This is a genomic window from Vibrio minamisatsumaniensis (assembly GCF_050337445.1).
Taxonomy (GTDB): Bacteria; Pseudomonadota; Gammaproteobacteria; order Enterobacterales; family Vibrionaceae; genus Vibrio; species Vibrio artabrorum.
This window is the reverse complement of record NZ_JAKJSY010000112.1, coordinates 1-8740: the sequence shown is the minus strand read 5'-3', so window position 1 is coordinate 8740 and position 8740 is coordinate 1. Positions and strand designations below refer to the sequence as shown.

The 8740-nt window shown below is 42.5% G+C and carries 9 protein-coding genes; 4 read left to right on the top strand and 5 right to left on the bottom strand.

All coding sequences use genetic code 11. The annotated features are described in order from the left end of the window. Window positions 1–279 precede the first annotated feature (279 nt). Window positions 280–1113 carry a RecX family transcriptional regulator gene (locus L4B77_RS18430; RefSeq protein WP_429752213.1) on the bottom strand — a complete coding sequence of 278 codons (834 nt, stop codon included), beginning with the start codon at window positions 1111–1113 and terminating at the stop codon, window positions 280–282. Window positions 1114–1278: 165 nt separating this feature from the next. Beyond that, a complete protein-coding gene (locus L4B77_RS18425; RefSeq protein WP_372041313.1) occupies window positions 1279–2883 on the bottom strand; it encodes a mechanosensitive ion channel family protein in 1605 nt (534 codons plus the stop codon). A gap of 251 nt (window positions 2884–3134) precedes the next feature. Here L4B77_RS18425 and L4B77_RS18420 point away from each other — a divergent pair, with 251 nt between their 5' ends. The 4 genes from L4B77_RS18420 to L4B77_RS18405 all read left to right on the top strand — a co-directional run bounded on the left by L4B77_RS18420 (window position 3135) and on the right by L4B77_RS18405 (window position 6496). Continuing rightward, window positions 3135–3383 (top strand): hypothetical protein, encoded by a 249-nt coding sequence (locus L4B77_RS18420; RefSeq protein WP_429752210.1) that lies wholly within the window; start codon window positions 3135–3137, stop codon window positions 3381–3383. Between the two features lie 385 nt (window positions 3384–3768). Then, window positions 3769–4767 (top strand): porin, encoded by a 999-nt coding sequence (locus L4B77_RS18415; RefSeq protein WP_429752208.1) that lies wholly within the window; start codon window positions 3769–3771, stop codon window positions 4765–4767. 152 nt (window positions 4768–4919) lie between these two features. Continuing rightward, complete coding sequence (locus L4B77_RS18410; RefSeq protein WP_429752206.1) at window positions 4920–5810, top strand: DMT family transporter; 891 nt, start codon at window positions 4920–4922, stop codon at window positions 5808–5810. 68 nt (window positions 5811–5878) lie between these two features. After that, a complete protein-coding gene (locus L4B77_RS18405; protein WP_261840688.1) occupies window positions 5879–6496 on the top strand; it encodes a glutaredoxin domain-containing protein in 618 nt (205 codons plus the stop codon). Between the two features lie 155 nt (window positions 6497–6651). Here L4B77_RS18405 and L4B77_RS18400 read toward each other — a convergent pair whose 3' ends face one another. The 3 genes from L4B77_RS18400 to L4B77_RS18390 form a co-directional block, all read right to left on the bottom strand. Then, entirely contained in the window at window positions 6652–6786 is a 135-nt protein-coding gene (locus L4B77_RS18400; protein ID WP_429752204.1) for a hypothetical protein, read from the bottom strand. A 210-nt stretch (window positions 6787–6996) separates the two neighbouring features. Next, window positions 6997–7347, bottom strand: a complete 351-nt coding sequence (locus L4B77_RS18395) for a hypothetical protein (RefSeq protein WP_017057980.1) — start codon at window positions 7345–7347, stop codon at window positions 6997–6999. 98 nt (window positions 7348–7445) lie between these two features. After that, a complete protein-coding gene (locus L4B77_RS18390) occupies window positions 7446–8651 on the bottom strand; it encodes a multidrug effflux MFS transporter (protein ID WP_429752198.1) in 1206 nt (401 codons plus the stop codon). Window positions 8652–8740 lie beyond the last annotated feature (89 nt).

Genomic DNA, 8740 nt, shown 5'->3' with positions numbered 1-8740 from the left:
TGATTAGTGTTATACCAGTTAAATAAAGAATCTGAAATGACCACTTTTAAATCGTTATAAGTAGTCGATTTACCATAACGGCACTTAGTACGAATCTAACATAACTAATCCCACCTTTTTGCTAGTGCGATTTTACTCATTGCACTAGCACTTCACAACAACGTTGCCATACCTCTAGTTATTCTTGTTTTGCTAATATTCGATTCCCCGAAAATGATAATTGTCCAATAGTTACTTAGGACAAACCAACATACTACATAGGAAATTTTTCCGGCTTAGTTATTCGTTATCTTCACTCAACGCAAATTTGATTTCATCCGACGAAAAGCCCTTTCGACTTAGCATCGCGTAAGCCTTGGAGCGATCTTTATGATCGTTTAGGTCATAAGACTTCTTCTGCAACTGTTCTAAACAAGATGAGTAAAAATCCAGCTGCTCTTCATTAATCAATCGGTCGATGAGCGATGACAACTCAGTCGTGTCGATTTGTCGTTGCCTCAGTTCTTGCTGAATGGCCGTCAAGCCCTTGCCTTTACGAGCATACTTGAGCACCTCTTTTTCCAAATCGGCTTTCTCTGCCTTAATTTGAAGAGTGCTCTTAAGTTCATGTGCTTGTGGGTGTTGCTCCATCGCGATTTTCACTTGCTGGTAAGTAAATCCACGTTTTTGTAGTGTCGCGACCAGTTTCTCACGACTCATGGTAAAGCTTGAGTAGTAGTGGTTGATTCGGTCTATCAAGATGGTTTGTTCATCAATAGACTTTTCGAAGGACACTTTATGGATCGCGTCTGAAATGACCAAATCCGTTAGCCCTTTCTTCTTCAGTTTTTCGATAATGTAGCGAGAGCCAAACTCACCAGAGAACGCTTGCTCCACGAATTGTTCTGCAAACACTTGATCAGACTTGAGATACCCAAAGCCTTTCAAAGTATTCAACGTTTCATCGATCCATTCTTGATTGTCGGTTTTCACTTTTAGCTTCGCAATCAGCTCGCTTTCTGTCATGTCTCTCTGAGTTAAATGCCACATCGCAGAGTTCATGACACTTTCAATTCGCGTCGCTTTTCTTACCGTCGTATTGCTAGTGCGCGTTTTTTGCTGAGAATTATCCATTCGATTTCAACTGTCCAAACTGAGCCTACCCCATGATAACGTAATTCTAAGATGAGTGAAGTGACAGAAAAAAACCATATACCGGATAAACGACAGCCAATAAAAATGGACGCTTACTTCAGCGTCCATTTCACATCCAACCCAACGATGAGCTTTAAGCTAACCTTAGCTCTCTTCGTGATTGTAAATATGCACATCTCTTTGCGGGAATGGGATCGTAATGCCTTCTTCATCGAAGCGTTTTTTAACGGTTTCCGTTACATCCCAATATACATCCCAGTAATCATTCGTTTTAACCCAAGGTCTTACCACGAAATCAACCGAAGATGTATTTAAGGTATGAAGCTTGATCATATGCTCAGGTTTTTTCAGTACTTTAGGGTGAGTTAAAATGATGTCATGTAACACCGCTTTTGCTTTATCGATATCATCTGCATAGCCAATACCAAACACCATATCCACACGTCGAACACGTTCAGCCGTAATATTGTTGATCACGTCCCCCCAGATTTTGTTGTTTGGAATCACCAATCTTTGATTATCAATCGTTTGAATGGTAGTCGACACTAAACTCATGTCTTTTACTGTGCCTTGAACGCCTGCCACGTTGACCATGTCACTCACATCGTATGGACGGTAGATCAAGATCATCAAGCCAGATGCAAAGTTCGATAGAGTATCTTGTAAAGCAAAACCAATGATGACACCCGCAACACCAAACCCTGTAAGTAGTGGTGCAAGTTCAATCCCTATTTGAGATAGGGCAATAAGCAAACCGATCAAAATCACGGTTTTAGAAGCAATCGATACGAAGAACTCTTGCATCAATACGCTGAAGTCCATTTTTGAATGTGACACGCTCTTTCGAACCATTTTACGAGCAACCTTTGCAATCAGGCTAGTCACATACAAAATACCTAATAACACGGCAAGCTTAACGAAAAAAGAAGGGGTATTTTCAAAAGCCCATCCACTAAACGAATGTAGCCAACCCTCCAATAGATCCAAGGCAATATCAATATCCAAAACATCAGCATTAATATCGCCCGTGGTCGCCAATAAAATTCGCTTATATGACGTGACATCAACACCAAAAGGTTCCATTAAAGAAATGGTTTCTTCTAAACTAGAGACCATGACACTGGTTCGTTCGCTATAACGCACTAACTCAGTTTTAATCGTCGCCTTCTCTTCTTCACTAACAAACGACAAACGGCGTTTTAAGTCCTGACGTTGAGTATCGGTATAAAGAATCGCATTCGTCAGGTATTCAGAACGCGCAATCAATGAGGATTTAAGACGATTTTCTGAAGAAGCGACATCTCCACCTCTCTCCTTGATCCAACTTAACGTTTTAGAGAGTTGCTCGTAATACACATCCATCATTCCAATGTGTTTTTGAATCAACAGTTCAAGGCGCTTTTGGGCATCCCCATCTGCCGAGCGACTCTCTTTGCTCATTGACGCAATCTTGACGTCATTCATTGACAACAAATGCTGCAGTAGCTCGGTTTGTTTGGAGAGCACAGCATCAAGCCCTTCCTTTTTATCCGAAGATAATTGTGAAGATATCTCCTTACGTAACGCTTGGTTTTTGCGCCTTAATATATCTTCAAGAAACGGTTTTTCAGCCTCGTGCGCTGATTCAAGTGTCGTTAGATCCAGCATTAGCTGGTCTTGAACTTCTGCTATTTTGTCGATGCTTTGCGCAAAACTCCCGAATGCAACAAACGCCAACATTAAAAATAGACAACGCCAAACCTTTATCATGTTAAATCCTATAAATATCTAAATTTCTCCTGTAAATACTAGTAAAAAGAATTTTAATAACAAGCATTTAAACGTATGTTGTGTTAAAAAATTGCAAAATGTCCAATATGTTGAGTCTTTGAGAGTTCCAATCCCTCGTTATGACCTGTAGAGTAGCCGCCAATTAAAGAACAATGGCCAATATGATGACTTAGGCGCATACACGAAAACGCCTTCAATCCTATATTGGCTCGCAGCAAGAGAGCATATCTATGAACAACGAACTGGATACTATCGAGTCTCTAGAAGAGCTAGAACAATTCCTAATTTCAGTTGAAGCGGGTGGTTTAGGCCTTGAAGGTGTGGAAGGTGTCGGTATGGCAACCAATAATTCAGATGGTCGTCATTTCGTTGCCGTCTTTAATAATCATCATCAAGTGCTTCTTGCTCGCTGGATCTCCAAAGAAGTCTTTGATAATGGTAAAGACCTCGTTCGCAACGGACCTCGTCGTACTCACTAAGGCATCCCATTCGTCCTTAGCACATCAAAAAAGTAGCAACGGTTTTCTAGTCATGATTGGCGTTGCTTTAATCGGCGGCTTGATCCTTATGAGCGATGAAAAGACCTGCTAGATGGTGCTTTTTAAACGTGTGTAGTTAGAGATAGCGCCTCGAAAAAGCAATGAATAGAAAGCCGACTCGAAGTCGGCTTTTTCATGCGCTTAACACAATGTTCCCACCCCACCTCTGAAATAAAAGTGCAATAAAATCAACATCTAAAAAGTTCCCCATTCACGAAAATGTAATTGTATGGAAATGAAAGCTTAATTTGGCTGCTCTAAATTAGCTTCATAGCGAAACGGAGAGCGCATTGCTCACGGATTTTAAAATACAAGGTAAGTGATTATGAAAAAGGCAGTTCTAGCTTCAGCAGTGGTAGCAGCACTAGTTTCAGGTTCATCTCTAGCAGCAACCGTTTACAACTCTGACAGTACAGAGCTTAAGATTGGTGGACGTGCGGAATTCCGTGGTGATTTCATTGGTTCAGGTGGTAAAGAAATCGACGGAACCATGAAAAATAAAAGCCGTGTGCGTTTGAATGTTGGCGGTACCGCAGACATCACTGGCGACCTATCTGGTTTCGGGTTCTACGAAGCGGAACAAGGCGTAAATTCGTCAGCGGATAACGATGAAACAGATAACTTTAAACAACGCTACATGTACGCAGGCCTTGAAGGTAATTTCGGTGCTGTCTCGGTAGGTCGCCAAGATACAGCCGCAGCTCAAATCTCAGAAATGTCGGATGTGACTATCTATTCCGGTGATCAAAAAGCTTTCATTAACGCGGGTAACGAGCAGGTTAACAACACGTTTGTCTACGCTTACAATACTGATACTCTTGCGTTGAAGGCCAGTTTCATCGCTGGCGACGATAAAGATACGGACGGTTTCGGTATCTCTGGTATCTACACACTGCCAATGGGCTTAGGTTTCGGTCTTGGTTACTCGGGGAACGACAACGGTGCTGGCAACGGTTCTGCAACGGCTGTAATAGCGGGTATCAATTACAAGATGGATGCGTTATACCTAGGTGCGACATACACAATGGGCGACCTAGACGACAAAGCGAAGACTGAGTTTTCAGGTGTAGAGGTAGCGGCTAAATACACACTAACTGACCAATTTGAGCTGGCTGCTTTGTACCAAAAACAAGAACAAGACACGACACAGAACGTCACTGTAGATACAGCAGATTTCTTTGAGCTAACGGGAACATACAAGTTCAACAAATCTATCCGTACATACGTTGCTTACCAATTGAACAACTTAGATGATATAAAAGTTGCGGGTCTAGAAACACAAAGTGAAGACTCTCTTCGCCTAGGTCTACGCTACGACTTCTAACCAAAATCGACATTAGATAAAGACAGAAGGTTGAGCATTGCTCAACCTTTTTTCATATTCAAATATTCTGAATAACTTCATCCATGCTTTTTCTGGTTAAGTGGTGCTAAATCCGTATCATAGGCGAACCACATCAAACAATTAAAAGCATCATGTCACAACACCATCCGATCCAAGGCGCTAGCTGGATGCTAACCGCAGGCTTAGCCTTTGCCGTTATCAACAGCCTAACTCAAATTGCTAGCATTCATTTCGGACTGACTTCTACCACGGTGGCCGTCATTCAATACACCATCGCGCTGTTCGCTATTCTTCCCTATTTGAACACGTTGGGTATTCGCCGTGCGCTAAAAACTGACAATCTCAAATTACACGTATTCCGTGTCTTCTTATCGGTTATTGGTATCCAACTTTGGATATGGGCGCTGGCTTACCCAGTGCCGATTTGGCAAGGCATTGCCCTACTGATGACGTCGCCGCTATTTGCAACTATAGGTTCAGGGCTTTTTCTCAAGGAGAAAGTTGGGGCTGCTCGCTGGGGGGCAACCTTAGCAGGCTTTGTAGGTGCGATGGTGATTCTAGAACCGTGGGCTGAAGACTTTAACTGGGCAACGCTGTTACCCGTTGGCGCAGCGTTCTTTTGGGCATGCTACTCACTGATGGTGAAAAAACTCTCTTCACAAGACAGCCCTTCAACCATGGTGGTCTACCTTTTACTCTTGATCACACCATTTAATATTCTACTTGCGATCCCAGATTGGCAAACCCCTACCGGGGGGACTATTTGGGCGATTTTACTCATCATTGGTGTGATGACAGCGCTTGCACAATGGGCCATTGTAAAAGCTTATTCAGTCGCTGATGCTTCGTTTGTGCAACCTTTTGATCACGCCAAATTACCACTCAACGTCTTAGCCGGTTGGATTGTGTTTAGTTGGGTTCCACCGGGCCGTCTATGGCTAGGGGCCGCAATTATCATTGCCTCCGTCGCATTTATCACTCATTGGGAAACAAAAAAACCGACTAAAGTGAACAAGCTATAGGGTGAATGAAATAAATAATTCTCTTATCCGTTCTATATTGATAAGAGAATTTAAACGAGGTCGTAACCATGAACAAACCCGTCAAGATTACACTATACCGTTGGGCTGGCAGTTGGGGGCCATTTAAAGTCAATATCCCATGCGGAGAATGCACTCTGACCAAAGACATTCTTGAGGATACATTTGAGAATGAGTTGGCCGGTGTCGATGTCGAATTGGAAGTGAAAGATTGGTTATCTCACTGGTGGGAACCTTTAAAACTGGGCTCTTGGCATGCTCCGATCCTTGTCGTTGAAGGCAAGGTAGTCAGCCAAGGCGAGGCACTCAACCGCGGTGTATTGGTTCAATCCGTGATCAAAGAGTGGACAAAACGAGACAGCCTGAAAGGCAATATCGTTTATGGTAAAGCGACCTGCCCATTTTGCGTTAAGGCAAAGAAAATGCTGGATAAAGCCGGCGTCGAGTACCAATACCACGATGTTGTAAAAAACAGTGCCGCCTTATATCGCATGATCCCAGAAGTAAAAGCACACATTGGTGAGAAAACGCCAGTCACGGTTCCTCAGATCTGGTTAGATGGTAAATACATTGGCGGAGCAGACAACTTAGCCGCTTGGATAAAAGAAAGTGATCTAGATTCTATTCCAAACAACGTTATCGATTTATCCAATCAATCGGCTAGCTGATTTCGCTTAGGCAGAGTTGGGATTCTGGCAGCTAATCGCTAATCCATATTGTATCCATCCACAATAGAGCGATGAAATTCACCCATCGCTAAAACGAAAAAGGCCTTAAACTTCATCAAGTTTAAGGCCTTTTAAAATTCCGTTTTGGACAATACTTACTTCGCCATTTTCTTCATAATTCGCTTAAAGAATGATGCTTTTTTCGGCTTTGGCTTGCCATACAATGCTTCATGCATCATATTTTTCGCAGCTAATTGGCTAAGGTATGCGTTACCTAATTCGTAATTCATGCTTATCTCCGCACATAGTCGACTCTCTTTTGCGCGGATTTTACACTTAAACCAACCAAAAACAAGACATAAATCACACTTTAATGCAAGTTAACTTAAGTTGTTACACGTAGACACATATATATAAAAAAGCAGCCCATGTGAGCTGCTTTTTTACTCGCTTCGCTTAAAACGACAGACTTTGCTGAAGCTATTCGCAATAACTCATCTCTAGCTACGCTTTGGCTGTCTGTAGGTTTTACCCGCAATTTGGTAGGTATCTTTTTGCTTTAACTCGAACATCGTTTCGAAGAACCAAGCTGCAAATTTGATTAAGTCATCACCTTCATTCATAACATGTTCGATGTACTCTTGCTCTTCGCCTTGTTCATTCTCTTGAAGTGTCACGTGGTAAATACGCTTTTCGCCTTCCACTTCTGCTAGCGCAAATTGGCCAGTCAGTGATGCGGCAGCCTCAGCGACTTCAGTGTCTTCGTTGGATTTCAAGAGCTCAAGCGCTTGTGGCAGGCCATCGAGTGCGCAAATAGCTTTTACCAGTACTTCAAATTCATTTTGCTGCATGTTGTTTACCTATTAAATGGACCGAAGCATTGTAGAAAACCCACCACATAAATACAATGTATTAACGTTGGTATGCCAAACTATAAAGCAAGAATCATTTAGTTGTATTCCACTTTTGGAGAGACGGCTTTGTTATTTATTTTCGTTGTAAACCAAAGTACAAGCCCCATCCCCACACCAATGGTTAGATAAAACACCCCCAATTGCAGATGAGTCGTCACCCAGTTTTCAACTAAGTATCCCCCCAATAAACCCGCCAAACACATTTGAATTGAGCCCGAGAGTGCAGACACGGCTCCCGCTTGTTTCTTATGAGGTTCCAACAACAAACTAATTGAAAGAGGGAATGACATCCCCTGCGCTATCGTCAACCAAGTAAATGCCCACACAAGATGAAAGATGGAGAGTTCGTGAGTCAGCAACCAAACACCAGAAGCCAAAGTAATAACAATCGAAAGGCTCATGAGTTGGGGCGTGCTAAATCTTCGATTCAGTAAATTAAGAGAAACACTGCCGATCATCAACCCCGCAGAAGGAATAATCATCAAAGAACCATATTCAGCGGCGGTCAGCCCCAGTTGTTCTTGCATTAAGAATGGGAACAAAGACAACGACACCAAACTCGCTATGTAGCTCATCCAGTTGTAGCTCGCACTGCTGATCACTTGGCGATTGGTCAACAAGCGTCCGTAATTCTTCACCACTTGACTGACATCAAAGCGACTTTTTCCATAAGGCAAGGTCTCAGGTAGCACACAGTAACCTAAGATGAAAATCGCAGATAAATAAACTAACACAAACAAGAAGACAGACTGCCATCCTAGGTGAAATGAAATCCAACCACCAAATACAGGCGAAATGATCGGCATGATCGAAGCCGTCATCGAAATATAAGATAAAGCCCTAGTGAGTTGCGGACCATCATAGCTGTCCCTCAGAACACTACGCCCGAGTACCGAAGCACTCCCCGCTCCTAAACCTTGTAGTAATCGCCCCACCTCTAACGCCGTCATATTGTCAGAAAATATAAAACAAACAATGGTACCAATCAGATACACACCTTGGCCTAATAGGAAAATAGGCCTTCTTCCCACCGCATCGGACATCGGCCCATAAAACAACTGAGACAGACCAAAGCCCACAAGGAACAGCGTAACAAGCAGCTGAACATCCACCTGAGAAACACTTAAGTCAGCAGCAATTAACGGTAAAGATGGCAAATAGATGCTGACACCGACTTGTCCGGTAGCAATGATCATCATGGCTAACAGTAACGGTGTTTTTTTAAAGTTTGATTGGCTCAAATAATTCCCTCCTTGTTTGTTATTTGTTCATCAAATGAGTTTACATTCAAACCCAATAATTGATAATCAACCAAATTGGAATTTTATTA

Excerpts from the sequence above, each read along its gene's own strand:
- L4B77_RS18430 (WP_429752213.1), bottom strand. The coding sequence starts at position 1,113 with ATGGATAATTCTCAGCAAAAAACGCGCACTAGCAATACGACGGTAAGA.
- L4B77_RS18425 (WP_372041313.1), bottom strand. The coding sequence starts at position 2,883 with ATGATAAAGGTTTGGCGTTGTCTATTTTTAATGTTGGCGTTTGTTGCA.
- L4B77_RS18420 (WP_429752210.1), top strand. The coding sequence starts at position 3,135 with ATGAACAACGAACTGGATACTATCGAGTCTCTAGAAGAGCTAGAACAA.
- L4B77_RS18415 (WP_429752208.1), top strand. The coding sequence starts at position 3,769 with ATGAAAAAGGCAGTTCTAGCTTCAGCAGTGGTAGCAGCACTAGTTTCA.
- L4B77_RS18410 (WP_429752206.1), top strand. The coding sequence starts at position 4,920 with ATGTCACAACACCATCCGATCCAAGGCGCTAGCTGGATGCTAACCGCA.
- L4B77_RS18405 (WP_261840688.1), top strand. The coding sequence starts at position 5,879 with ATGAACAAACCCGTCAAGATTACACTATACCGTTGGGCTGGCAGTTGG.
- L4B77_RS18400 (WP_429752204.1), bottom strand. The coding sequence starts at position 6,786 with ATGAATTACGAATTAGGTAACGCATACCTTAGCCAATTAGCTGCGAAA.
- L4B77_RS18395 (WP_017057980.1), bottom strand. The coding sequence starts at position 7,347 with ATGCAGCAAAATGAATTTGAAGTACTGGTAAAAGCTATTTGCGCACTC.